General features: G+C 68.2%; 22 protein-coding genes. 10 read left to right on the plus strand and 12 right to left on the minus strand.

Going from position 1 to position 24,255, the window contains the following annotated elements:
- Window positions 1–16: 16 nt before the first annotated feature.
- Window positions 17–1,339, plus strand: a complete 1,323-nt coding sequence (locus tag KHO22_RS25740; RefSeq protein ID WP_230427021.1) for a hypothetical protein — start codon at window positions 17–19, stop codon at window positions 1,337–1,339.
- Window positions 1,332–2,102: a Crp/Fnr family transcriptional regulator gene (locus KHO22_RS25745; RefSeq protein WP_211949998.1), complete on the plus strand. Its 771-nt coding sequence runs from the start codon at window positions 1,332–1,334 to the stop codon at window positions 2,100–2,102. The genes KHO22_RS25740 and KHO22_RS25745 overlap by 8 nt, the downstream gene beginning before the upstream one ends.
- On the opposite strand, the gene KHO22_RS25750 is transcribed toward KHO22_RS25745, so the two are convergent.
- A complete protein-coding gene (locus KHO22_RS25750) occupies window positions 2,033–3,214 on the minus strand; it encodes an NAD(P)H-dependent flavin oxidoreductase (RefSeq protein ID WP_211949999.1) in 1,182 nt (393 codons plus the stop codon). The genes KHO22_RS25745 and KHO22_RS25750 overlap by 70 nt on opposite strands.
- A gap of 258 nt (window positions 3,215–3,472) precedes the next feature.
- Here KHO22_RS25750 and ubiU point away from each other — a divergent pair, with 258 nt between their 5' ends.
- From ubiU to ubiT, 3 genes are read left to right on the plus strand one after another with little or no spacing between them, the layout of a single operon-like run.
- Complete coding sequence (ubiU, locus tag KHO22_RS25755; RefSeq protein WP_211950000.1) at window positions 3,473–4,501, plus strand: ubiquinone anaerobic biosynthesis protein UbiU; 1,029 nt, start codon at window positions 3,473–3,475, stop codon at window positions 4,499–4,501.
- Between the two features lie 29 nt (window positions 4,502–4,530).
- Window positions 4,531–5,445: a U32 family peptidase gene (locus KHO22_RS25760; protein WP_211950001.1), complete on the plus strand. Its 915-nt coding sequence runs from the start codon at window positions 4,531–4,533 to the stop codon at window positions 5,443–5,445.
- Window positions 5,442–5,906 (plus strand): ubiquinone anaerobic biosynthesis accessory factor UbiT, encoded by a 465-nt coding sequence (gene ubiT / locus KHO22_RS25765; RefSeq protein ID WP_211950002.1) that lies wholly within the window; start codon window positions 5,442–5,444, stop codon window positions 5,904–5,906. Before KHO22_RS25760 ends, ubiT begins: the two co-directional genes overlap by 4 nt.
- Before the next feature lie 66 nt (window positions 5,907–5,972).
- Here the strand turns inward: ubiT and norR are convergent, their stop codons facing one another.
- On the minus strand, window positions 5,973–7,538 hold the full coding sequence (gene norR, locus KHO22_RS25770; RefSeq protein WP_211950003.1) for a nitric oxide reductase transcriptional regulator NorR: 1,566 nt from the start codon (window positions 7,536–7,538) through the stop codon (window positions 5,973–5,975).
- A gap of 143 nt (window positions 7,539–7,681) precedes the next feature.
- On the opposite strand from norR, the gene ytfE reads away from it, so the two are divergent.
- Together ytfE and KHO22_RS25780 are read left to right on the plus strand one after the other, a co-directional pair.
- Entirely contained in the window at window positions 7,682–8,359 is a 678-nt protein-coding gene (ytfE, locus tag KHO22_RS25775; protein WP_211950004.1) for an iron-sulfur cluster repair protein YtfE, read from the plus strand.
- 37 nt (window positions 8,360–8,396) lie between these two features.
- Window positions 8,397–10,682: a nitric-oxide reductase large subunit gene (locus KHO22_RS25780; protein WP_211950005.1), complete on the plus strand. Its 2,286-nt coding sequence runs from the start codon at window positions 8,397–8,399 to the stop codon at window positions 10,680–10,682.
- Window positions 10,683–10,699: 17 nt separating this feature from the next.
- Here the strand turns inward: KHO22_RS25780 and soxR are convergent, their stop codons facing one another.
- Window positions 10,700–11,185 carry a redox-sensitive transcriptional activator SoxR gene (soxR, locus tag KHO22_RS25785; protein ID WP_211950006.1) on the minus strand — a complete coding sequence of 162 codons (486 nt, stop codon included), beginning with the start codon at window positions 11,183–11,185 and terminating at the stop codon, window positions 10,700–10,702.
- A 114-nt stretch (window positions 11,186–11,299) separates the two neighbouring features.
- Here soxR and KHO22_RS25790 point away from each other — a divergent pair, with 114 nt between their 5' ends.
- On the plus strand, window positions 11,300–11,728 hold the full coding sequence (locus KHO22_RS25790; RefSeq protein WP_211950007.1) for a RidA family protein: 429 nt from the start codon (window positions 11,300–11,302) through the stop codon (window positions 11,726–11,728).
- Window positions 11,729–11,746: 18 nt separating this feature from the next.
- On the opposite strand, the gene KHO22_RS25795 is transcribed toward KHO22_RS25790, so the two are convergent.
- The 4 genes from KHO22_RS25795 to KHO22_RS25810 form a co-directional block, all read right to left on the minus strand.
- Complete coding sequence (locus tag KHO22_RS25795) at window positions 11,747–12,589, minus strand: TauD/TfdA dioxygenase family protein (RefSeq protein ID WP_211950008.1); 843 nt, start codon at window positions 12,587–12,589, stop codon at window positions 11,747–11,749.
- A 65-nt stretch (window positions 12,590–12,654) separates the two neighbouring features.
- Window positions 12,655–13,629, minus strand: coding sequence for a quinone oxidoreductase family protein (locus KHO22_RS25800; RefSeq protein ID WP_211950009.1), 975 nt, complete (start codon window positions 13,627–13,629; stop codon window positions 12,655–12,657).
- A gap of 283 nt (window positions 13,630–13,912) precedes the next feature.
- On the minus strand, window positions 13,913–14,914 hold the full coding sequence (locus tag KHO22_RS25805) for an AraC family transcriptional regulator (RefSeq protein ID WP_211950010.1): 1,002 nt from the start codon (window positions 14,912–14,914) through the stop codon (window positions 13,913–13,915).
- Window positions 14,915–15,180: 266 nt separating this feature from the next.
- Window positions 15,181–16,239, minus strand: a complete 1,059-nt coding sequence (locus tag KHO22_RS25810; protein WP_211950011.1) for a beta-keto acid cleavage family enzyme — start codon at window positions 16,237–16,239, stop codon at window positions 15,181–15,183.
- Between the two features lie 402 nt (window positions 16,240–16,641).
- Here KHO22_RS25810 and KHO22_RS25815 point away from each other — a divergent pair, with 402 nt between their 5' ends.
- Complete coding sequence (locus KHO22_RS25815) at window positions 16,642–17,634, plus strand: Bug family tripartite tricarboxylate transporter substrate binding protein (RefSeq protein WP_211950012.1); 993 nt, start codon at window positions 16,642–16,644, stop codon at window positions 17,632–17,634.
- 33 nt (window positions 17,635–17,667) lie between these two features.
- Entirely contained in the window at window positions 17,668–18,813 is a 1,146-nt protein-coding gene (locus KHO22_RS25820) for an AraC family transcriptional regulator (protein ID WP_211950013.1), read from the plus strand.
- Here the strand turns inward: KHO22_RS25820 and KHO22_RS25825 are convergent.
- Genes KHO22_RS25825 through KHO22_RS25845 form a run of 5 tightly spaced genes read right to left on the minus strand, consistent with a single transcriptional unit; the run spans window position 18,791 to window position 24,090 of the window.
- Entirely contained in the window at window positions 18,791–19,978 is a 1,188-nt protein-coding gene (locus KHO22_RS25825) for a c-type cytochrome (protein ID WP_211950014.1), read from the minus strand. The two genes, KHO22_RS25820 and KHO22_RS25825, sit on opposite strands and share 23 nt — an antisense overlap.
- Before the next feature lie 31 nt (window positions 19,979–20,009).
- On the minus strand, window positions 20,010–20,858 hold the full coding sequence (locus tag KHO22_RS25830; protein ID WP_211950015.1) for an ABC transporter ATP-binding protein: 849 nt from the start codon (window positions 20,856–20,858) through the stop codon (window positions 20,010–20,012).
- On the minus strand, window positions 20,852–21,895 hold the full coding sequence (locus KHO22_RS25835) for an ABC transporter permease (protein WP_211950016.1): 1,044 nt from the start codon (window positions 21,893–21,895) through the stop codon (window positions 20,852–20,854). Before KHO22_RS25835 ends, KHO22_RS25830 begins: the two co-directional genes overlap by 7 nt.
- Window positions 21,896–21,899: 4 nt before the next feature.
- Entirely contained in the window at window positions 21,900–22,937 is a 1,038-nt protein-coding gene (locus KHO22_RS25840) for an ABC transporter substrate-binding protein (RefSeq protein WP_211950017.1), read from the minus strand.
- 31 nt (window positions 22,938–22,968) lie between these two features.
- Window positions 22,969–24,090, minus strand: a complete 1,122-nt coding sequence (locus tag KHO22_RS25845; RefSeq protein WP_211950018.1) for an LLM class flavin-dependent oxidoreductase — start codon at window positions 24,088–24,090, stop codon at window positions 22,969–22,971.
- Between the last annotated feature and the right edge of the window lie 165 nt (window positions 24,091–24,255).

The raw sequence follows: 24,255 nt of genomic DNA on the forward strand, positions 1-24,255 counted from the left end.
TGAAAGGAAATCCACCTTGAAAGCCGCCAGCCTCGACTATGAACGCGCGCCGCGTCCCGGCGTGGTGTTCGGCTGCCTGATGCCGGCGCCCTGGCTGGGCGCGGCCGCGGGCCTGCTGCTTGCGCTCGGTCCTGCGGCCGGGCTGCCGGACAGGTTCGCGCCGCTGGCGCTTGCAGCCGTGCATGTGCTCGCGCTTGGCATGCTGCTGCCCGTCATGCTTGGCGCGCTGTTCCAGATGATGCCCGTGGTGGCGGGCGTGGCGGTGCCGGGTTCGGGCGCGCTCGCGCCGCTGGTGGCGCTGGCCGCCGGCACCACGGCCGGCGCGCTGGCTGCGGGCTTTCTCGGTGGCGGCACCGCGCCATACCGCCTGGCCGCCGTGGCCGGCGGCCTGCTGTTGCCGCTCGCGGGGGGCTTGCTGCTGCTGGCCGGACGGCGCGTTGCCGCGGTGGATGCCGCCACGCGCACGCTGGCCGGCATTGGTGCACCGCTGGTGTTGACCGGGCTGCTCGGCGCGGCCCTGGCGGGCTTGTTCGGCGGGTTGTGGACGGTGCCGCCGTCGCAATGGCTGGCGCTGCATGTGGCCTGGGGCCTGGGCGGCTGGCTGGCCGCGCTGGTGACGGGCATTGCCACCACGGTGCTGCCGATGTTCTGGCAGGCGCCACGCCTGCCGCGCTGGCTGGAGCGCTGCCTGCCGCTCGGGCACTGGCTGCCCCTGCTGGGATTCAGCGCGCTGGTGGTGGCGCAGCCAGATGGCGTGCTCGCGCGCTGGGGCCTGGTGCCCTGGCTGCTGTTTGCGGCATGGGTGGCCGGCTTTGCGCTGGCGGCCACGCTGCGCGCGCGGCGCCGCCACGATCCGGTCTGGCTGCTGTGGCCGGTCGCGGCAACCAGCATGCTGGCGGCGGCGCTGTTGGCGGCGGCCCTGCCGCTGGTCCCCGAGCCCTGGCATGCGACGCTGTCATGGTGGGTCGGCACGCTGGCGCTCGTCGGTGGCGGCGTGGTGCCCGTGACCGCCATGCTCGGCAAGATCGTTCCGTTCCTGGTCTGGCTGCACCTGCGCCGGCTGCTGCCACCGCGCGCGCGCGTGCCGGCCATGCAGGCCATCATCACGCCCGCCACGCAACGGCGCCAGGCGTGGCTGCTGCTGGCGGCTTTCGCGATGCTGCTGGCGTTGCCGCTCGCGCCGGCCTGGCTGGCGCGCGCCGGCGGACTGGCGTTCGCGCTGGCCAATGGCTGGCTCGGGCTGCAGTTGCTGAAGGCAATGCGATGCATGCGCGCCATGCGCGCGCAAGGCGGGTTGCCGCCGCGCAAGCCGGTTGTGCAAGGAGTCCACCATGGCTGAGATCGTGACGCTCGACAGCTTGCCGTTGTTCCGTGGCGTCGATGCCGGCGTGCTCGACGCGATCGCCGGTGCGGCCACGCAGCGGCGCCTGCAGAAGGGCGAATTCCTGTTCCGCCGCGGCGAACCCTGCCGCGGGCTGTTTATCGTGACCGACGGACTGGTGAAGCTCTCGCTGCCCGCCGCGGCCGGCAGTGCGAAAGGCGCGGAACGCGCCATCGAGGTCTTTGGCCCGGGTGCCGCGTTTGGAGAAGACGTGCTGTTCGTGGATGCGCAGCAGCCGGCCGACTGTCAGTCGATGACGCGCACCAGCGTGCATTGCATCGACAGCGCCGTGCTGTGGGACGCGGTGGCGCGCGACCCGCAGCTGTCCGCGCGCCTGCTGCGCAATCTGTCAGGCAGGCTGCATGCGCTCATGCGCGATATCGAGGCCACCAGCCTGCACAACGCCCTGCAGCGCGTGGCCGGATTCCTGCGGGATGAAGCGCGCGCGGGGCGGCGCACGTGGCTGGCCTGTACGCAGCGCGTGATGGCCTCCAAGCTTGCCATCACGCCCGAGACCCTGTCGCGCGTGGTCAGCCGCTTCTGCGCCGAAAACCTGGTGCGGCTCGAGCGCGGCAAGATCTTCCTGCTCGATGCCGAAGGGCTGGGGCGGCTGGCGGACGACGGGTCACGCGCGGACGCCCCGGCCGTCGCTCATGCCGCGACGGTGGCGACGGCGGCCGGTGCGGCCATGGCAGCGGGCTTCTCGCCGCTCAGCAGGTAGTGGAGCAGGTCCGCCACGGGGCGGATCGCTTCGCCGAACGGCAGCGCGCCCTTGCCGCGGAAGAACAACCCGCGTTCCACGTCGCCGCGCACGGCCTGCGCCAGCTTCAGGTCGATGCAGAACTGGCCGATGCGTGACACGCCATCGCGCAGGCCACATGCCTGCAGGCAGTCAAAGCCTTCCAGGCAGTCGCGGGCCTTGGCGCGGCGCTGCAGCCGGCTTTCGCTCGACAGATAGCGTGACAGCCACGGCGTGAGCACCGCGCGCGCCGGCAGCCCCGCCACGCTGGTGAACTCGCGCAGGTCTTCCGGGCCGGCGGTGGCCAGCACCTGCTTGAAGGCCGGGTGGGCGTCGCATTCCTCCGTGACCGCAAAGGCGGTGCCCAGTTGCACCGCGGCAGCGCCTTCGCCGAGCCAGTGGCGCACTTTCGCATGGCTGTTGATGCCGCCCGCCAGGATCAGCGGAACGCTGTCCCACGCGAGCCCGAGCGTGTGGAACAGCTCGCGGCATTCCGTCAGCACGCGCGCGAACGAAAAGCGGTCTTCGCCGAGATCCTGGATGGCGGACGCGCCCAGATGGCCGCCGGCATGGGCCGGGTGTTCGACGACGATGGCGTCGGGCAGGCGCCCCTTCTTCATCCACTTGCGCAGCACCAGGCCGATGCCGCGTGCTTCCGACAGGATCGGGATCAGCGCGATCTTCGGGTGGCTGGCGGTCAGCTCCGGCAGGTCCAGCGGCAGGCCTGCACCCATGACGATGGCGTCGGCGCCGCTTTCGCAGGCCTGGCGCACCAGTTGCGCGTGCGAGCCCACGGCCTTCATCACGTTGACGGCAACCAGGCCGCGCCCGCGCGACAGTTCGCGTGCGGCCTGGATCTCGCGGTCCAGTGCCACGAGGTTGGCGGCCTCGATGCGCGCCTTGTCGCGCGTGCCGCGTGTCTGAGCGAGAAGGTCGGGGTGGTGGTGGCGCAGGTCGATGCTGGCAATGGTGCCCACGCCGTTGTGCGCGGCCACGGTACCCGCCAGGCGGTGCGCGGAAATGCCGATGCCCATGCCGCCCTGGACGATCGGCAGCAGCCGGCGCCCGGCCAGTTTCAGCCAGTGTTCTGTCATGATGGTCTCGCTTGTTTGGAACTGCGTGCGGACCGCGATATCGGACCGCGCACGAACGCGCCAAGCGTGGCACAGCGTCCGGCGTCGGCGTTTGCCTCAGGTCAAGCGGCGGCCGCCCCTGCACCAATGACGTAGGCCGACCGGTCTATGCCGCAAGTCGTTGCGGCGCGGTTTGCGCGTGGTCAAGCCCACACGCGAAGTGGCTCGCTAGCATCTGCGCTGGCCGAATTCCCGCGCCGTGCAAGCGGCGCTTCCGACATGACAACCTCATCTTCCGTGCGGGCGCGCTCCCCGCAGCTGGTCGCGCCCGCCGGCTCGCTGGCCGCGCTGCGCGCGGCGCTGGAGCACGGCGCCGATGCCGTCTACCTGGGTCTGCGCGACGCCACCAATGCCCGCAACTTCGGCGGGCTCAATTTCACCGAGGCCGATATCCGCACCGGCGTGGCCGAGGCCCATGCGCGCCACGCGGAGGTCCTGTTCGCCATCAACACGTTCCCGCAGATGGGTGAAGTGGCCAGGTGGCACCGCGCCGTCGACGCGGCCGCGGACCTTGGCGCCGACGCGGTCATCATGGCCGATGCGGGGTTGATGGCCTACGCGCACCAGCGGCACCCGCAACTGCGGCTGCACCTGTCGGTGCAGGGCTCCGCCACGCATGCCGACGCCATCGAGCTGATGCGCGAGCGCTTCAATATCAAGCGGGTGGTGCTGCCGCGCGTGCTGTCGCTCGCGCAGATCGGCAAGCTGGCGCGGCAGACCAGCGTGGAGCTGGAAGTGTTCGGCTTCGGCAGCCTGTGCGTGATGGCCGAGGGCCGCTGCCTGCTGTCCTCGTATGCCACCGGTGACTCGCCCAACAACAAGGGCGTCTGCTCGCCCGCGCACGCGGTGCGCTGGACCGAGCAGGACGGCACCATGCACGCGCGCCTGTCGGGCATCCTGATCGACAGCTACGCGCCCGGCGAGCCCGCCGGATATCCCACGCTGTGCAAGGGGCGCTTCGAGGTCGAGGGCGAGCGCGGCTACGTGCTGGAAGAGCCCACCAGCCTCAACGCGCTGTCACTGCTGCCGGCGCTGCTCGACATCGGCATCGCCGCGATCAAGATCGAAGGCCGCCAGCGCAGCCCGCGCTACGTGGCGGATGTCGTCGGCGTGCTGCGCGCCGCCATCGACGCCGCCTGTGCCGAGCCGGCACGCTTCGCCCCGCGCCAGGAATGGCAGGGCACGCTGGGCCGCCATGCCGAGGGCGACCAGGTCACGCAGGGCGCCTACGACAGGCCGTGGCGATGAGCACGGCAAATCCAACCACGGAGTCATTCATGCGGGAACCCTTCACACCCGGCGCGGCCCGGTTCGGCATCGCGCTGGGACCGTTGCTGTACTACTGGCCGCGCGCGACGGTGATGCAGTTCTATGCCGACATCGCCGAATCGGCCGTCGATCGCGTCTACCTTGGCGAAACGGTCTGCACGCGCCGCCATGAACTGCGCCATGCGCACTGGCTGGAGATCGCGCAGATGCTGCGCGAAGCCGGCAAGGAGGTGGTGCTGTCCACGCCGGTGCTGATCGAGTCCGATACCGATATCGCCTGCATGCGCCGTGTCTGCGAACAGGAAGACTATCTGGTCGAGGCCAACGACGTGGGCGCGGTGCGCTGCATGGGCGGCCGCCCGTTCATCGGCGGCCCGCACCTGAACGTCTATCACGCGGACACGCTCGCGTGGCTCGCCAGCCTTGGCGCCCGGGGCTGCGTCGTGCCGGTCGAGATGGACGGCGCGACGCTGGCCGCGCTGTCGGCCGGGCGTTGCGCCGGCGTGGCGCTGGAGGTGCTGGCCTGGGGCCGCATGCCGCTCGCATTCTCGGCGCGCTGCTTCACCGCGCGACACCACCGCTTGCGCAAGGACGCCTGCGAGTTTCGCTGCCTCGACTACCCGGACGGCCTCGTTGCCGCCACCGGCGAGGGCCAGGACTTCTTCACGCTCAATGGCATCCAGACCCAGTCGGCGACGTGCCTGGACCTGTGCGGCCAGGCGCAGGCCATGGCGCACATGGGTGTCGACATGCTGCGCGTGAGTCCGCATTCGGCCGGGACGCTGGAGGTGGTGGCCGCGCTGGCGGCGATCCGCGCCGGCGAACGCGCGCCCGCGCCGAGCGGCGTGGTGCCGGCCGGCGCGCAACCGTGCAACGGCTACTGGCATGGACGCCCGGGCATTGCGTGGGAGGACCGGCCATGAGCGTACTGCAAGGATTGCTCGCCCGCGTGCATCGCCGCATGCCAGCCCGGGCGCGCGCGTTGCCGCTGGTCTCGGCCCTGGAACTGGCGCGTCGCGCCGGATGGCTGGAGCCGCCGGCGGCGCTCGACGGGCACACTTTCCTGTTGACGGTCGAGGATCTCGGCCTGGACGTGCCTTTCCGTTGCGAACAGGGACGCTTCCGCTCGGCCGGCAGCAACGCCGGTGACCCCGAACTGACGCTGCGCGCCCGCGTGCCCGATTACCTGCGTTTGCTGGCGGGCCAGTGCGATACCGACACGCTCTTTTTCCAGCGCAAGCTGGTGATCAGCGGCGACACGGCGCTTGGGCTCGAAGTGAAGTACTGGCTGGACGCGGCGCCGCGACCGCCATGGCTTGAACCGCTGGCGTCGCGGCTCGCTGCAGGGTTGGGGGTCGCGGCGCCGGAGACGGGGCATCGCTGAAGGGCGCGGGTGGCTCGGGCAACATCATTGCCGGGCCGCCTATTCCGCCTATTCCGCCTGTTCCGCCTATTTGCACCCGAGCCGTTTCGCCAGCTTGTGCAGATTGCTGGCGTCGATGCCGAGCTGGCGCGCTGCCTGCGCCCAGTTGCCCTGCTGCGCACGCAGCGCCTGGTCGATGCAGTCGCGCTGGATCTGCTCCACGGCGTCGCGCAACGTGGTCCCGGCGGGCAGTGCCACGTGGTGGTGCCCGGCTTCCGCGGCATTCGTGACGGACGCCGACGCATCGGAGGGCGGCGCCAGGCTGTCCAGGTCGAGCAAGTCGGGCTCCAGCGTCACGATGTCATTGCGATTGGCGCCGCGGCTCACGGAGCGCAGCGCCGCGCGGCTGATCACGTGTTCCAGCTCGCGCACATTGCCGGGCCAGCGGTAGCGGCGCAGCGCATCCTGCGCGGCCGGCGACAGGCGCAGGCTGCGCATGCCGAGCCGCGCGCGGTTCAGCTCCAGGAAGCGCCCGGCCAGCAGCAGCACGTCGTTGCCGCGCTCGCGCAGCGGCGGGATCGGGATCGGGTAGACCGACAGCCGGTGGTACAGGTCCGCGCGGAACGAGCCGTCGCGCACATGCTCGCGCAGGTTGCGGTTGGTGGCAGCGATCACGCGCACGTCGACGCGGCGCGGCTTGTCCGAGCCCAGGCGCTGGATCTCGCCGTTCTGCAGCGTGCGCAGCAGCTTGGCCTGGATAGCGAGCGGCAGCTCGCCCACTTCATCCAGGAACAGCGTGCCGCCATCGGCGGCTTCAAAGCGGCCGGGCCGTTCGCCCGTGGCGCCCGAGAACGCGCCCTTGACGTGGCCAAACAGCTCGCTTTCCGCGAGCGACTCCGGCAGCGCGGCGCAGTTCACGTGGACCAGCGGACGCTCGCTCCGGCGCGACAGGCGATGCAGCCGGTGCGCGAACAGTTCCTTGCCGACGCCGGTTTCGCCGAGCAGCAGCACCGGCAGCTCCGAATCCGCCACCACGTCCAGCTCGTGCAGCAGCCCGGTGATGGCCTCGCTTTGCCCGACGATCTCGCTCTCGTCGGCTGGCAGCTCGTTGTCGGGCGTCTTGCCGCGCGACAGTTGCAGCGCGCGGATATCGGCCTCCAGCCGGGTGGTGCGGATGGCGGTCTCGACCAGCAGCGTCAGTCCGTCCAGCTCGGCCTGCGCGGCATCGTCGAAGGTGCCGACCTGCAGCGCGTCGAGCGTGAGCACGCCCCACGCGCGGCCATCGAGTTCCAGCCTGATGCCCATGCAGTCGTGCACGGGCAGCGGCTCGCCCACGTGTTCGTCGATCAGGCCGTCATAGGGGTCGGGCAGCACGCTGTCATGGTGGAAACACGTGACGCCGCGCCGCGCCAGGATGGCGCCGAGGCGCGGGTGCAGGCCGACGGCAAAACGTCGTCCGAGCGCGTCGCGTACCAGCCCGTCCACGGCCACGGGCCGCAGGTGTTCTTCTTCGAGCCGCAGCAAGGCGACGGCACCACAGCCGAAATACGCGCGCAACGCGCCGACCAGCCGCTGCAGGCGCACGGCGTGCGGCAGTTCGGCGACCACATCGGCCAGCAACTCCGTATAGATGTCCCGCTGGTTCAGGGTCATAAACACCTTAAACGGTAAAAAAGACCGCAATTCAAAGTGGGTGAATTATACCGTGTTTTTCATAAGCCAATGATTTATATGGAATAAAAAGCTGGCACGATACTGGCATAGTGATGTGCAACGCATTCGAGAAGGAGCACATCATGCGCTTGCAAGACCAGCCTCTGGGCCAGCTGGCCCGCCGTATTCCCGGTGCCACCGGCATCTTCCACGACTATGACCTCGACTTCTGCTGCGGCGGCAAGCAGACGCTGCGCGATGCCGCGGCCGCCAAGGGCCTCGATGCCGACAGCATCGAAATGCGGCTGCAGACCCTGCAGCGCGACAGCGAGCCGGTGCAGACCGACTGGGGCGCCGTGCCGCCGGCCTCGCTGATCGCCCACATCCTCACGCGCTTCCATGAGCGCCATCGCGAGCAGCTCCCGGAACTGATCCGCCTGGCCCGCCGCGTGGAGCACGTGCACGGCGACCGGCCGGATTGTCCGCTGGGCCTGGCCGACCACCTGGTGGCCATGCGCGACGAACTCGAAGGGCATATGCAGAAGGAAGAGCAGGTGCTGTTCCCGATCCTGGCGCGCGGGATGCAGGCAGCCGCCGCGGCGCCGATCGCGGTGATGCGCATGGAGCATGACGACCACGGCGAAGCGCTGCAGCGCCTGGCCGCGCTGACCAACGACATCACGCTGCCGCGCGCGGCGTGCAATACCTGGCGGGCGCTGTACCTGGGCCTGCGCACCTTGCGTGAAGACCTGATGGAGCACATCCACCTGGAAAACAACATCCTGTTTGAGCCGGCTGCCACGCAGGCAGCGCACGACTGAGCCAACGCCAATCATCCCAAATAAAGCGAGCCTTATCATGGGTCCCTATCGCAGACTCTGGTTCCTGCTGATCGCCGTGCTGGTGGTCACGTTCTCCCTGCTCGGCTACTACGGTGTCGAGGTCTATCGGCAGGCGCCACCCACGCCTGCCAAGGTGGTGGTCAGCGACGGCCGCACACTCTTCACCGGCGAGGACATCCTCGACGGCCAGACCGCGTGGCAATCGGTCGGCGGCATGCAGCTTGGCTCCATCTGGGGCCACGGTGCCTACCAGGCGCCGGACTGGACCGCCGACTGGCTGCACCGCGAGCTGACCGCCTGGCTTGAGCTGGCCGCGCAGCAGCAGTACAGCCGGCCGTACGCAAAGCTCGACGGCCCGGCGCAAGCCGCGCTGCGCGAACAGCTGCGCACCGAGTACCGTGGCAATCATGCCGATCCGCAGACCAGCGTGCTGACCGTGTCGCCGCGCCGCGCGCAGGCCATTGCACAGACCGCGGACTACTACGACCGCCTGTTCTCCGACTCGCCCGACCTGCACACGAGCCGCGAGCACTTCGCGATGAAGGAAAACACGCTGCCGAGCGCCGAACGCCGTGCGCAACTCACGCATTTCTTCTTCTGGACGGCATGGGCCGCTTCCACCGCGCGTCCGGGGCACGAAGCCACCTACACCAACAACTGGCCGCATGAGCCGCTGATCGGCAACCAGCCGACCAGCGAAAACGTGGTGTGGTCGGTCATCAGCGTGGTGGTGCTGCTCGCGGGCGTTGGCCTGCTGGTATGGGCCTGGGCGTTCCTGCGCGGGCAGGAAGAGAACCTGCCGCATGCCCCGGCGCGCGATCCGCTGCTGGCCGTGGCGCTCACGCCGTCGCAGCGCGCGCTCGGCAAGTACCTGTTCCTGGTGGTGGCGCTGTTCGTGTTCCAGGTGTTCCTGGGCGGCTTCACCGCGCACTACACCGTGGAAGGGCAGAAGTTCTACGGCATCGATGTCTCGCAGTGGTTCCCGTATTCGCTGGTGCGCACCTGGCACATCCAGAGCGCGCTGTTCTGGATCGCCACGGGCTTCCTGGCCGCCGGCCTGTTCCTCGCACCGCTGATCAACGGCGGCAAGGACCCGAAGTTCCAGCGCCTGGGCGTGGACGTGCTGTTCTGGGCGCTGGTGATCGTGGTGGTCGGCTCTTTCACGGGCAACTACCTGGCCATCGCGCAGATCCTGCCCCCGAACCTGAACTTCTGGCTCGGCCACCAGGGCTATGAGTATGTGGACCTGGGCCGCCTGTGGCAGATCGGCAAGTTCGCCGGCATCCTGATCTGGCTCGTGCTGATGATGCGCGGTATCTGGCCGGCGCTGCGTTCGCGCGGCGGCGACAAGAACCTGCTTGCGCTGCTGACCTCGTCGGTCGTCGCGATCGGCCTGTTCTACGGCGCGGGGCTGGCCTACGGCGAGCGCACCAGCCTGACGGTGATGGAGTACTGGCGCTGGTGGGTCGTCCACCTGTGGGTGGAGGGCTTCTTCGAGGTGTTCGCCACCACGGCACTGGCCTTTGTGTTCTGCACGCTCGGCCTCGTGTCGCGCCCGATGGCGACGGCCGCGAGCCTGGCATCGGCATCGCTGTTCATGCTGGGGGGTATCCCGGGCACCTTCCACCACCTGTACTTTGCCGGCACCACCACGCCGGTGATGGCGGTCGGCGCCGCGTTCAGCGCGCTCGAAGTGGTGCCGCTGATCGTGCTGGGCCATGAAGCGTGGGACAACTGGCGCCTGAAGGACCGCGCACCGTGGATGGCCGACCTGAAGTGGCCGCTGATGTGCTTCGTCGCCGTGGCGTTCTGGAACATGCTTGGCGCCGGCGTCTTCGGCTTCATGATCAACCCGCCGATCTCGCTGTACTACATCCAGGGCCAGAACACCACGCCGGTGCACGCGCACGCCGCGCTGTTCGGGGTGTATGGCTTCCTCGCGCTCGGCTTCACGCTGCTGGTGCTGCGCTACGTGCGTCCGGCCTACCGCCTGAGCCCGGCCCTGATGAAGACCGCGTTCTGGGGCCTGAACGCCGGCCTCGTGCTGATGATCAGCACCAGCCTGCTGCCGATCGGCATCATCCAGTTCCTGGCCAGCGTGGAATACGGGACCTGGTACTCGCGCAGCGAGGCGTTCATGCAGCAACCGATCCTGCAGACCCTGCGCTGGGTGCGGACGTTCGGCGACGTGGTGTTTATCGTCGGTGCCGTGTCGTTCGCGCTGCAGGTGGTGCTGGGGCTGGCCAACCGCACGGTTGCGGCGGATCCGCAGCCGGTGGGGCTGGAGCCGGCGCGACGCTGATCTCCTGACTGGCTGATTCAGGTACCGGGCCCGCCAAAGTGCGGGCCCGGTCCGCTTCCGGCCATGGTGTCCTGCGGATTGCGCAGCGGGCAGGCCTTGAGCGACAGGCAGCCGCAGCCGATGCAGCCGTCGAGCTGGTCGCGCAGTTGCGTCAGCATGCGGATACGTTCGTCCAGGTCCTCACGCCATGCCGCGGACATGCGCCGCCAGTCCGCCGCGGTGGGCGCGCGCCCGGCCGGCAACGCTTGCAAGGCCTGCGCGATCAGCGCCAGCGGCAGGCCCATGCGTTGCGCCACGCGTATAACGGCCAGCCGGCGCAGCACCGCGCGCGGATAGCGGCGCTGGTTGCCTGCGCTGCGCGTGCTGGCGATCAGTCCCCTGGCTTCATAGAAATGCAGCGCCGAAACGGCCACGCCGGCGCGCTCCGCCACCTCGCCGACGGCAAGCAGGTCGTTGCGGCGTGGCGCGGCCGCGGACTGGCGGGGGCTGTTCTTCGTTGCCATATCTAATGCACCGGTGGCGATAAACCCCGACATGCTAACAGGGAATGACTTGACCTCAACTTAACTTGAGGTCTGATACTGGGCGCCGACTTTCCATCGCGGAGCCCACGCATCATGTACGAACTGGCCAGCCAGAACGCCCTGCTGAATTTCATCAATCCGAATGCGCTGTACGATCCCCGCTGCAATGGCTACTCCCATGTGGCGGTAGCCAGGGGGCCGGGAAGGATCGTCTATGTGGCCGGGCAAGGCGGCGAAGATGCCGCTGGCGGACTGTCGCCCGTGTTCGCCAGGCAAGTCGGGCAGGCCATGCGCAACCTGCGCTGCGCGCTACGCGCCGCCGGGGCCGTCCCGGCGGATGTGGCCAAGCTGACCGTGCTGGTGGTCGATCATTCGCCGGAACGCCATCGCATCGTCACGTCGGCCATCCGCGAAACATGGGGCGATGCCCCGGCGCCGGCCTGCACGCTGATCCCGGTGCCGAAGCTGGCGCTGGAAGAGATGCTGTTCGAGATCGAGGCGACAGCGGTGCTGGCCGGCTGAGCCGGCCATGGGCCGCAATCAGAAGGGCCGATCGCCCATGATGGTGGCGCGCTCCATGCGGCGCGGCGCCGGCCAGTAGTCGCTGACCGCATAGTGCTGCGTGGCGGCGTTGTCCCAGATCGCCACGCTGTTGGGACGCCAGCGGAAGCGCACCTGGTACTCCGGGATCGCGGCCTGGCTGAGCAGGTAGTTCAGCAGCAGGCTTGCGCCCGGCGTCTTGTCCTGTCCGAAGCGCACGTTCTCCGGCGTGTGGTAGTTGATGAAGTGGGTCGAGAACGGCGTCACATACAGGATCTTCTCGCCTGTCTCCGGATGCGTCCTGACCACCGGGTGATCCACCAGCGGATGCTTGCGTACCAGCTCCTCTCTTTCCTCGGTCGACATGATGGCGCCGAACGAATGCTCGATGCCATGCTTGGCACGCAGGTGCGAGATCTTCTGCTTGATCTCTTCGGGCAGGTGCTTGTATGCCTCCACCATGTTCACCCAGATGGTGTCGCCACCCACGTCGGGACACGAGATGCAGCGCAGTACCGCGCCCTTGGGCGGGCTCGGGCGCCACGAGGCATCGCTGTGGTAGGTGTTCTCGAAGTGGTCCCGCTTCTCGCTCTTGTAGATCTCGATCAGGCCCGGATAGCCGGGCACCGTGTTGTTGACGGGGTGGTCTTCGAGGTCACCGAAACGCCGGGCAAACGCGACATGGTCTTCGCGCGTGATGTCCTGGTCGCGGAAGAACAGCACCCGGTGCTTGAGCAGCAGCGCCTTGATTTCCGCATACAGCGAATCGTCGCGCGCGACATCGGCAAGACTCACGCCAGTCAGTTCGGCGCCAATCGAGCAGGTAAGTTGATTGATTTGCATAGTGGCCACTCCTTGAGCATGTGAGGCGGCCGGCATCGCATGCCAGCCTGTTGCAACCTTCTCTGTCAGTCAGCGGTGAGCACGATCTTGCCCAGGTGCTGGCTGTCCGCGATATACGCGTAGGCATCGCCGATCGCATCCATGGGGAAGGTCCGGTCGATCGGCAGGCGCAGCTTGCCGCCACGGAAGGACGGCAAGAGGTCGCGTGCGCAGGCCTGGATGCACGCAATACGCTCCTGCTCGGTGCGCGTGCGGAACGTGACGCCGATCAGCTTCAGGCGATTCAGCCAGAGCAGGTTGATATCGACCTGTGCGGTGCTTGCGCCGCCAAGCCGGGCGATATTGACCAGGCGTCCCTTTACCGCGAGGCTCTTGATATGGTCCTCGAAGACCGACCCGCCGATGGTGTCGATGATGACGTCCACGCCGCGCTTGTCGGTGGCCGCCATGATGGCTTCTACCTGCGAATCGCGCGACGCATTGACGCCGACGTCGACGCCGAATCTCGCGAGACGTTCGAGCTTTTGCGCCGACCGCGAGGACGCGATCACCGGCCGGGCGCCGAGCGCCGACGCGATCATGATCGCGGCCATGCCCACACCGCCCGAAGCGCCGTTGATGAACACCGATTCGCCCGCCTTCAGTTCACCATTGCTCACCAGTGCGTCGTGGGCGGTGATGAACACATTGGGGAATGCCGCAGCATCAACCCAGGACACATCGTCGGGCACCGGCATCAGCGCCAGCGGCGCGGCGATCACGAACTGCGCGTGACAGCCACGGCCATGGCCCATGACGCGGTCGCCCTCGCGCCAGTCTTTGACCTTTTCGCCGACGCTGACGACTTCACCGGCGAACTCGACGCCGGCGGTCATCGGGTTGCCGGCCCGATGTTCCCGCATGTACTTGAGCTCGCCGTAGTTGATGCCGGATGCACGAACCCGGACCAGGACTTCTTCGGGGCCCGGCCGCGGAACGGGGATGTCCCGCACCTCGATGCGACCGCCGTCGGCGCCCGGAATCACTTGTGCCGCTTTCATGCCGTCTCCTTTCGCTTCACTTGACTGACAGCGATTCTCGGCAGTTGCAGGCGTCTGTGCTTGACGGGCGGCGCCACAACTTGACGGATTGCGCCAGCTTGCGGCGCCGGTTTCAATGCGGGGGCGATGGGAGGGCGGGTGCTTCGATATCCGCGCGCGTGCGGGCAAGGGAAGCGGATGGCAGGCGCAGGTGGAGCGCCGTCAGACAGACCGCCGAGATCGGCGCGGGGTGTCGGTCACGGCATGGCGATGCACAGGCCGGCGTCCGGGGAATGAAGCGATTTCAATGGTTCGTTTCGGCGCGCCAGCGCGTCGGCGGCGTGCCGAACTGCGCGCTGAACCAGCGCGAGAACGTACTGACCTCGGCGAAGCCGACCAGCATGGCCACCTGGGACACCGGGTACCGGATATCCCCCAGGAAGCGGCAGGCCAGCCCGCGCCGGACTTCATTCACCAGCGACGAGAACTCCAGGCCTTCCTGCTCGAGCCGGCGCTGAAGCGTGCGCGAGCTCATGCCGAGCTGCTGGCCGACCTGATCGATGCTGCCCTGTCCGCGCGGCAACAGCATGTGGACCGCGCGCCGGACATTGGAGGCCGTGGAAACCTGGCGGCCGTGAGGATGCTGGTCGAGGAATTCCCTGGCGTAGCGCGCGAGATTCACGTCACCAAGTGGATTGGGCCGGTCCAGGTCGCGCCGGTCCACGACGATGCCGTCGAAGTCGCAGCCGAACTCGACGCGTGTCCCGAACAGCCGGTGGTGGACATGGAGACTTGCCGGCGCGGAATGCGAGAAATGCACGCTCCGCGGCTTCCAGCTTCCGCCAAGCATGGACTTCATCAGGCAGAGCAGTGCGCCCACGGAAAGCTCGACCGGCTGCCGCCCGGGAATCGGCCGTTCCGTGATCAGCTGCTGCCGGACGATGGCCGTTTCGCCGACTTCCTCCACATGGACGAATACGGATTCGCTCAGCAGGTGGCGATAGGTCTCGAGCTGGCCCAGCGCATGGCGCAGCGTCGGCTGGTGCTGCAACGCCAGGCTGATGGGGCCGAAGTCGGACAGCCGCCAGGATTCGGCCATCAGCAGGCCCACCGCGGCGCAGCTGGACGATTGTTCGGTGGAATCCAGCACCTTTGCCAGCCATGGCTCCGGCACATGCAGGTCGGGCGAAACGATGCAAGAGCGATCGGCCCCGACATGATGGATCATGCGCTCGGGGTCGACGCCAATGGTGCGGGCAATCTCGGAGTACTTGACCAGGAGGGCGCTGCGAATCAGGGTGCTCATATGGCTTGGGGGCGAATCCTTGGACTTCCGGTGCCGCGTTCTGGCGCTGTGTCACCGGCCCTGAAGGTATGCACCCACCCGTGCCGTGTCAATACTCCTACATAGGATCTAACGTAAACCCCTATCGAGGAGATGCCGTCGGGTCTTTGCAGCGGCACACGTCGGGTGGAAACGTGACCTCGCCGCAAGCGCCTCCGGGATCCCGGCGCCGGCGCACCTGCGAAGGGACCCCGGTGTGACCGGGCCGTGGCGTCGGCCCGGCCCCCTCACTGCGTCTTGCGCAGGAAGCCCTGGGTGCCGCCGTTGCGGTTGGGCGCGAAGCCGTTGGCCTGCAGCGACTCTTCCACGGTGTCGTAGAACACGCCGATCTTGCTGATCTCGCGCGCTTCCTTCGCCGTCGCGATCTCGCGGCCGAACTCGTGCGAGATGCGCACCAGCTGCTCGATCTGCTTCACCGTGCTCTGCTTGGCCGTGCGCTTCTGGTTCCAGATGCCATCCTCGATGCCGCAACGCACATGCAGTCCCATGGCAATGCCCATCATGTTGACGGGCAGCACATTGCGCACATTGCTCTCCACCGTCACCACCGCGCCGTCGGGCACGCCGCGCATGAAATTGCCGAGGCTGTAGACATTGGGCGTGTCCATGCCGCCGCCGATGGCCACCCAGTTCATCACCAGCGGGCCCTTGTAGAAGCCGCGGCGCATCAGTCGTTCCACCGACTCGAAGCTGTTGGTGTTGTAGCACTGGAAGGCGCTCTGGATGCCCTTGGCCGTCAGGCGGCGCACATGCTCCTCCACCCAGCCCGGCTGCGCAGGCACGGTCATTTCCTTGTAGGCCTCGAAGATGGCGGGGTTCTCGCGCGAGGTGCCCTTGAAATCCGCGTCTTCCGCGTGGTCGGTCACGTTCATCTGCGACGTGTTGACCGTCACCGTGACCTGGTCGGGCGTGGGTTCGAGATCGGCCAGCATGTGGCGGGTGTCATCCGACAGCCACTTGGCGGCCTGGCCCTCGTCCTCGGGCGCAAACGAGATCGAGCCGCCCACCTGGATGATCATCTCCGGCACCGCCTTGCGCACACCGGCGATCAGCTCGTTGAACATCGACAGCCGCTTGCTGCCCTTGCCGTCCAGTTCCCGCACATGGAGGTGCAGCACCGTGGCGCCGGCGTTGTAGCAATCCACGGCCTTCTGGATCTGCGCTTCCATGGTGACCGGAATGTCCTCGGGGAAGTCCGAAGGCAGCCAGCCCGGGGCGTAGGGGGCCGCGGTGATGATCAGGGGCTGCTGGTTCTCGGGGAACAGGTGGCCGTCGAGGAAATTCATGGTGTGTCTCCAGGGGAATGCTGTGGTCGGTTCAGGAGACGGCCGTGTCGGCCTGGTGCTCTGGTCTCCATGTTTCCGGCTGTGATCCGGTCCACTGAGTATCTGGCGCGCCCGCCGCGCACGCTTGTCGATCCGGGACATTCATTTGTCGAGTTGGGACAGGCCTGGAGCAGGCGCCGCGGGCACCACATGCGCGCACGGACTGGCACCGCGTCGAAACAGGGCCGGGCGATATCCCCCGCGTCGGAGCGCCCGCTGTCACGATCTGCACATTTCTGTCGCGCGATGCAAAGCGGGTCGCCGCGCGCGCCCACAGAATGTTCCTGACGGCCATATCAGAGCCGGCCACGGCATCCAGGGATGCCGGTTGGCACCGGACCAAGAGACCCCCAAGGAACCGCGATGAAGCCTTTCCCGAAGTTTGCACGCCAGGCGCTGGCGCTGATGATTGCCTCTGTTCCCCTGTTTCCCGTCGCGCAGGCCGCGACTGCCGCGGAATGGCCGACCAAGCCTGTGCGAATCATCGTGGCTGCGCCTCCGGGCGGCACCGCCGACATCCTCGCGCGCATCTTTGCCCATGAACTGCAGAGTCCCCTCGGACAACCCCTGATCGTCGACAACAAGGCCGGCGCAGCGGGAACCATCGGCGTGCATGGCCTGCTGTCCGCGCCGCGGGACGGGTACACCTTCCTGCTGGTCCAGAAGGGCATTGTCTCGGAAGTGCCCCAGGTCATGAAGGTCACCTATGACCCGTTCAAGGACCTCGTGCCTTTGGCGCAGCTGACCCGGCAGGGGCTCATCCTGGTCGGCAAGCCCGGCCTGCCCGCGAGGAACCTCGGCGAGCTGGTCACCTACATCAAGGCGAACCCGGGCAAGGTCGACTACGCGAACTTCGGTGCCGGCATGCGTGGCCATACCATGGGCGTGCAGTTCAACCGGCTGGCAGGCGTGACGGCGGGCGCCGTGAGCTACAAGGGGTCGCCGCCCGCGCTGCAGGACGTGATGGGGGGCCACGTCCCGCTCATGTTCGACGGCCCGGCCACCTCGCTGCCGTTCATCAGGTCGAAGCAGCTCAAGGCGTTCGCGATTGCCTACCCGAAGCGGATTCCGGCACTGCCCGATGTCCCCACGTTTGCCGAGCTCGGCTTTCCGGACCTCAAGGAAGTGAGCTGGATGGCACTCTGGTCCGCGCCGGGCGTACCGCCAGCCGTGCTCGCACGGATGCGCGAAGCGACGCTCAAGGTCATGCAATCGCCCGAGGTCCAGAAGAAGATCGAAGACCTCGGCATGGAGATCGGCTCGGCGGCCACCAGCGAAGAGCTGGCCAGGGACGCGCGTGAGTCGTCCGAACGTCAGGGCAAGCTGCTGCGCTCGATCAACTTCACCCCGGACTGAGGGTTGATTTCAGCGTCTGTAATCGGGAAATCCATGCAATCCGTCGGCAAGCTGATCCGCAGTGCCAGCCTGAACGGCTACGTCGAGCTGGTGAAGTCGCTCGGACGCGATCCCCACGCCTACCTGCGCGCGGTAGGGTTGTCGGCCGGGCTGCTCGAGAATCCGGAGCAACTGATTCCCAGCCATGCCGTGCGCGAACTGCTCGAACTCACCGCGCTGGCCACCGGCATAGAAGACTTCGCGCTGCGGCTGGCCGGGCAGCGGACGTTCTCGAACCTGGGGCCCATCAGCCTGGTACTGAAGGAAGAGCCGACTCCCCGGCAGGCGCTCGATACCTTGTGCCGCTACCTGAAGCTGCTCAGCGCCACGCTGGTCACTCACGTCGAGGACAACGGGCACGCCGTCATCGTTCGCGAGGACCTGCTGCCGAGCCCGGGCCTGTCCACGCGCCAGGCGATGGAACTTGCCGTGGGCGTGAAGTTCCGCATTCTCCGCGAGCTGATCGGTCCCCGCTGGCAGCCGGTCGAGGTCTGCTTCACGCACCGCGCGCCGGCCGATGCGACCGCGCACCGCGCCTTCTTTGGCTGCCTGCCGAAATTCAACCAGTCCTTCAACGGCATGGTCTGCATGGCGGCCGACCTGCAGATCCCGCGCACGCCGGGCGACCCGGGCGCCGCGCGCTTTGCGCGGGACTATCTCGAGGCCGCGCTGCGGCATCGCGCCGAGGGCGTGCGCGAATCCTGCCGGGCGCTGATGCTGGTGCTGCTCCCGGCCGGCCGCTGCACGGCCGAGCAACTGGCGCACCGTCTGCGCGTCGACCGCCGCACGCTGCACCGCTATCTCAGCGCCGAAGGACTGACGTTCTCGTCCCTGCTTGACCAGGTTCGCCAGGAGCTGGTGGTGCGCCACCTGCAGGAAAGCGATCAGCCGATCGGGGAAGTGGCCAGCTTGCTGGGCTTCTCCACGCTGAGCAGTTTCAGCCACTGGTTCCGCGCCGCTTTTGGCTGCAGCGCGACCGACTGGCGCAGGCAGCGCGCCCAGCCGGTGATCCGGTCAACTCCAGATCGTCAAGCTCTCGTCCACGATGGGAAGCGGCAATCCGCAGAACCCGATGCATGTGGCGAGCAAGCGGCAACCAGCGTCCACGCGCGCTCCCTCAATGAACAAATCCCCCCTTAACAAACCTGACCGGTTCACCATCCATCCGCAGCACCAGCGCCGTCAGCCCATCGGCGGCCGGCGCTTCACGGGTGGCCTCAGCCGGGGCACCTGATCTGCAGACCATATCCGCATCGGACCAGTCCCTCCGCCCCGGCGCACCGCGCGCGCGCAGCCAGCCGTCGCGATCCGCCAGCAACTCCATCCCGCCCAGCCGGTCGGCGGGCACGCCGGCTATCCGCGCATACACCTCCCATGCCTGCGCAGACGCCGCAACACAGTTGGCCCGAAAGCGCGGCACGCCGGCAGGCAAGGTGCCGTCGCGCGTCAGCAGCAAGGTCTGGAACCTCGGATCCAGCATCGGCAGCGAACGGAGATCCCCGTCAAACGCAACCACGCGCACGCGCTGCCCGCCGCGCCACTGCGCAAGCGAACGTGGCGACGCGTCATCACCGCATCGCACGCGTGTATCCGGCAACGGCAGCGGCATCGGCCAGCTGCCGTTGGCGGCGGCTGCGCTGCCTGCGGCCAGCGCCTTCATGTAGTCCAGTACCGCCCACGTGTCTGCGTCGTCCAGCGCACGAGCAAACGCCGGCATGGTGACTTCGCCCTGTGGATCGCGCATGCCGGCGACGACATGCCAGAACAGCTCGCCATCCGCGCGCCGCGCGAGCAGCGGGCTGACCAGCGTGGGTGGCCAGCGCTTGAGTGATGCGGCTTGCGGTCCTTCCCCGCGACCATCGTCCCCGTGACAGGACGCGCAGTGCCGCGCATAGACTGTTGCGCCACGCGCGATGGCATCGACGGAAAACCGCGTGGGGCTGCTGTGGAAGCTGGTCGGCGCGGCAGCGCTGAACAGCAGCGACGGCGACGGCCAGGGCGCGAGCACAAGCGCCAGGGCGGCCAGGGCAAGCAGGACAGCCCGGCGACGGCGCCATGCCACCGCCATGGCCAGCAACGCCAGCGCGAACACCACCGTACCGAGCGAAAACCCGAGCTGGCGCGCAAGGCCCAGGTCGATCAGCAGCGTTTCCCCGGCGATACGCCGCGCCCACGGCCAGGCGGGCTGGCCGTGGGCGTCGCCGCTCAGCCCCAGCGCATGCCAGAGGCGCAGCAGCGCAAGCTGGGCATCCTGGAGCAGGACCAGCAGGGTATTGAGCCAGGCCTGCGCGGGCAGGCCGTTCATGGGCGCACCGGCCCGTCAAGCCAGGGCATCGTCACCAGCTTGCATCCAGTCCCAGGTGGCGCAGCGCTTCGTGGCGCAGTTCGGTGAGGCGCGGGTCGCCGCGGTGGCGCGGGTAGGGCAGGTCCACGGTGAGTTCGGCGCGGATCTTCGCCGGCCGGTCGCTGAAGAGGATCACGCGCTGGGCCAGGAACAAGGCTTCTTCCACGTCGTGCGTGACCAGCAGCGCGGAGAAGCCCGAGCGCTGCCACAGTTCGACGAGATCGCCCTGCATGGCCAGGCGCGTGAGCGAGTCGAGCTTGCCGAGCGGTTCATCCAGCACGAGCAGGCGCGGGTCATTGACGAGCGCGCGCGCAAGCGCCACGCGCTGCGCCATGCCGCCCGAGAGCTGGTGCGGGAAGGCGCGGCCGAACGCTTCGAGGCCCACGCGCCTGAGCGCCGCGTCGACACGATGGCGCTCCTGCCTGACGATGCCGCGCGCCTGCAGGCCGAGCGCGACGTTGTCCCACACGCGGCGCCACGGGTACAGCGTCGGGTCCTGGAACACGACGATGCGCGACGGGTCGGGCTCGGTGATGGGCCTGCCGTCCTGCAGCAGCTCGCCGGAGACGGGCGAGTCCAGTCCTGCGACCAGGCGCAGCAGCGTGGACTTGCCGCAGCCGCTGGGGCCGAGCAGCGCGACGAACTCGCCAGGGGTGACCGTCAGGTCCACGCCATCGAGCACTTGCAGGCGGCTGTCGCCACTGCCGAACCAGTGGCTGACATTGCGGATATCGATGTGCGCGCCGGTGCCGGGCACGGGTGCATGCCCGGTCGTATGCACGGTTGCATGCCCATTTGCATGGCCGGTTGCGGAGGCAGGGCGTTCTGCGATGGCTACCATTTGACGGTTCCTTTCTGCCACGACAGCGCGCGGTCGCGCACGGTGAACAGCAGCGTGATGACGCCGGAGAAGAGCAGCGCCATCACGATCAGCGCGGCGTACATGTTGACGTACGAGGCCCAGCCCTGGGCCCAGGTCAGGTACCAGCCAAGGCCGGATTTCACGCCCATCATCTCGGCCGTCACGAGCACGGAGAACGAAGCGCCGAGGCCCATGAACAGGCCGACGAACACTTGCGGCAACGCCGCCGGAATCGCCACGCGCAACACCAGGAACCAGCCCGACGCACCCATCGTGCGCGCAACGTCGTAGTAGCTCTTGTTGACGCTGGCCACGCCGGACCAGGTCAGCACGGCGACGGGGAAGGCCGTGGCCAGCGCGATCAGGAACACCGCGGCGGAATAGCTCGACGGGAAGAAGTAGAAGGTCAGCGGCAACAGCGCGGTGGAGGGCAGCGGACCCAGCACGCGCAGCACCGGATGCACCCAGTACCCGATGCGCCGCGACCAGCCGACCGACACGCCGGTCAGGAAGCCGGCGATGCCCCCGTAGGCCACGCCGAGCCCGAGCAGCTTGAGCGTGTTGAACGCGCTGTCGCCAAGCCGGGGCCAGTCCTCGGCATAGACTTCGATCAGCGCCTGCGGTGGCGCGAAGAACGGCGTCGGCAGGAGCGCGGTCTTGGCGGTCAGGATCTCCCACGCGGACAGCACCAGGGCCAGTGCAATCAGCCACGGTCCGGCAGCGTGGAGCCTGGCCAGCGTGCCATGCGGCAGCGGCGCGCGCCGGCCAGCCAGCGCAACCAGCGCCAGCACGGCCGCCGCCGCCATGGCGGCGATGCCCAGTTCCCCGGTATAGGCCCAGTCGGAGAAGCCCGTCACCTTGTTGGGCCAGCGCCACGTGAGGGCGCCGAACGCCGCCCAGGCGGCTGCGGCGGCGATGCCCGCGGGCCAGGGCCGCCAGGCGTCCCGCGCCGTTGTCGCGCTGGTGCCGGCGCCGCCCGCGAGTGCCGGATCCAGTGCGGATTGGCTTGTGGTCATGGCATTACCCCAGGACATTGGCGTAGACATGCTGCGCCAGGCGTCTGGCATCGGTGGTCTTCTTGAGCACGCCGATGCGGCGGAAATCGTCGGCGTAGAAGCCGATCTCTTCCTGCAGGTCCACGCCGGTCGGGTGGTGCGTATAGGTCAGCGTGGCGTAGAGCTTGCGCAGGTCATCGGGGCTGATCTTGGGCGAGTACTTCGAGAAGACCTTGGCGGCTTCGTTCGGGTTCTCGTTGACGAACCCGGTCGCCTGCACGATCGCGCGCGCCAGCGATGCCGCGGCGGGACGATCGTTTCGCACCAGCTCGCCACGCGCGCCGACCACGCAGCAGACTTTGCGCGCGTACTCGCCGCTCAGGTTGGTGGCCAGCTCGACATAGGCGCCGTTGGTGCGCTTCTCCAGCAGGTAGAGGTTGGGGTCGCCGTCGGCAATCGCCTGGATCTCGCCCTTGTCCACCGCCACGCCGAGCAGGTCGGCCGGGTACTGGCGCCAGGTGATGTCCCTGTCGGGATCGATGCCGTGCTTGGCCAGCAGGATGGTGAAGAAGTGCTTGCCCGGCGCGGCCAGGTCGCTCACGCCGACGGTCTTGCCCTTGAGCTGCTGCAGGCTGGTCACGCCCGCCGCCTTCGAGCCGACCAGCCGCACGCAGCCGCCGTGCGAGCTGCCGATGATCTTGACGTCGAAGCCGGCTTCCAGCGGCTTGAGCCAGCGATGGATCATGCCGATCGCGGCATCGGCCTTGCCCGTGGCGATCGATTCGAGCAACTGGTCGGTGGAGCCGCTGTAGTTGACCAGCTCGACCTGCAGCCCGTTCTTCTCGAAGAAGCCGCGCTCCTGCGCCACCACCACCGGTGTCAGGCAGAACGAGTTCTGGTTCCAGGCAAAGGTCAGCTTGCGCGGTGCCGACCAGGCCTGGCGGCCAAGGATCAGTGCCGGCGCGGCGACAGCGACTGCGCCGGCTGCGCGCAGCACGCTGCGGCGGCGCGCGTTGTGGGTGGCCGCGCTGGCCAGTAAGTCGGCCGGTTCGGTATGGCTCATGGATTCTCCCCGTTCCTGTTGATGGTCGGCCTCAGGCGGCCTTGCGCGTTGCCTGGTGTGCAGGCTGGAGTTCGGTCCGACGTTCGGCATCACGCTGCGCGACCAGTTCGCGCACGCGCGGAATCAGCTCGCGGCCATAGTCGACCGCGTCTTCGAGCGGATCGAAGCCGCGGATCAGGAAGGTGGTGACGCCCAGGTCGTAGTACTGCAGCAGCGCTTCGGCCACCTGTTCCGGCGTGCCGACGAGGCCGGTGGAATTGGAGCGGCCGCCGGTCTCGCGCGCAATCGCGGTCCACAGGCGCTGGTCGACGCGGTCGCCCTGCTCCGCCGCGGCGAGCAGGCGGCGCGCGCCTTCGCTCTGCTGCGGGCCGCCGCGGCTGTAGCCCTGCTGCACGCGCAGCGCGCGGGTGCGTTCGAGGATGCTGTCGGCGCGGGCCCAGGCCTTTTCCTCGGTCTGCGCGAGCACGGGGCGGAACGACACCGAGAAGCGCACCTCGCGGCCATGCTGCGCGGCTTCGGCGCGCACGCGCGCGGTCAGGTCGCGCACCTGGTCGAGCGACTCGCCCCACAGCGCGTACACATCGGCGTGTTTGCCCGCGACCTTGAGCGCGGCTTCGGACGCGCCGCCGAAGTAGATCGGCACATGCGGCTTCTGCGCCGGCTTGACTTCGGAGAAGCCATTGCTGAAGCGGTAGTACTTGCCTTCGTGGTCGAACGGCTTGTCCTCGGTCCAGATGCGGCGCAGGATGTCCAGGTATTCGTCGGTGCGCGCATAGCGCTCGTCGTGGTTCAGGTAGTCGCCATCGCGCTTCTGCTCGTCGTCGGAGCCGCCGGAGATGAAGTGCACGCCGAGCCGGCCGCCGCTGAACTGGTCGAGCGTGGCGATCTGGCGCGCGGCCAGTGTCGGCGCGGTGAAGCCGGGGCGATGGGCCAGCATGAAGTGGATGCGTTCGGTCACCGCGGCCGCGTAGGAGATCGTCAGCGTGGCCGACGGGCCGGTGGAGTGATGCGGCACCAGGATGCGGTCGAAGCCGGCCTGCTCGTGGGCCTGCGCAAAGGCACGGACATAGTCGCGGTCGATCACCGGGCCCGTGGGGCGGTGGATCTCGGACTGCTTCTGGCTCTGGATCATGCCGATGATATCGACGCTCATGCGTGGTTCTCCTGACTGGAAGGGCGCAATGGTGCGCTTGCGCGGAAGGCGCAAGGCGGGATGCGAAAGAGGAAACAAGAAAGTGAAACGGCAAAGGAACTGAGCCGCAAGGTACGCCCGATCGGCGCGCAGCCGAACGAATAAAAACGACGGACCATATGCAGG

The sequence above is a fragment of the Cupriavidus yeoncheonensis genome (assembly GCF_905397275.1).
Taxonomy (GTDB): Bacteria; Pseudomonadota; Gammaproteobacteria; order Burkholderiales; family Burkholderiaceae; genus Cupriavidus; species Cupriavidus yeoncheonensis.